The 912-nt window shown below is 61.4% G+C and carries 1 protein-coding gene; it reads left to right on the forward strand.

Annotated elements, in window-relative coordinates:
• Position 1: 1 nt before the first annotated feature.
• Positions 2-912, forward strand: a 911-nt coding sequence (locus RTW80_RS26155; protein WP_312720995.1) for a mannose-1-phosphate guanylyltransferase/mannose-6-phosphate isomerase, incomplete at its 3' end; no start/stop codon positions are given.

The raw sequence follows: 912 nt of genomic DNA on the forward strand, positions 1-912 counted from the left end.
TATGTTACTTCCTGTAATTATGGCTGGCGGTACCGGCAGTCGTCTCTGGCCGATGTCTCGCGAGCTTTATCCGAAACAGTTCCTCCGTCTGTTCGGGCAGAACTCCATGCTGCAGGAAACCATCACCCGACTCTCGGGCCTTGAAGTCCATGAACCGATGGTCATCTGTAACGAAGAGCACCGCTTCCTGGTGGCCGAACAGCTGCGCCAGCTCAACAAGCTGTCCAGCAACATTATTCTTGAGCCGGTCGGGCGCAACACCGCCCCGGCCATCGCGCTGGCGGCCCTCCAGGCCACCCGCCATGGCGACGATCCGCTGATGCTGGTCCTCGCCGCCGACCATATCATCAATAACCAGCCGGTCTTCCACGACGCCATCCGCGTTGCCGAGCAGTATGCCGATGAAGGCCATCTGGTCACCTTCGGTATCGTGCCGAACGCCCCGGAAACCGGCTACGGCTACATCCAGCGCGGCGTGGCGCTCACCGACAGCGCCCACACCCCGTACCAGGTGGCCCGCTTCGTGGAGAAGCCGGACCGCGAGCGCGCCGGGGCCTACCTCGCCTCCGGGGAGTACTACTGGAACAGCGGCATGTTTATGTTCCGCGCAAAAAAATACCTCTCTGAGCTGGCCAAATTCCGCCCGGATATCCTCGAAGCCTGCCAGGCCGCGGTGAATGCCGCCGACAACGGTAGCGACTTCATCAGCATTCCGCATGACATTTTCTGCGAGTGCCCGGACGAGTCCGTGGACTACGCGGTGATGGAGAAAACCGCTGATGCGGTGGTGGTCGGTCTCGATGCTGACTGGAGCGACGTTGGCTCCTGGTCCGCACTATGGGAGGTCAGCCCGAAAGACGGGCAGGGTAATGTCCTCAGCGGTGACGCGTGGGTGCACAACAGCGAAAACTG

It is taken from the genome of Escherichia sp. AM3, from assembly GCF_032029835.1.
Taxonomy (GTDB): domain Bacteria; phylum Pseudomonadota; class Gammaproteobacteria; order Enterobacterales; family Enterobacteriaceae; genus Escherichia; species Escherichia coli.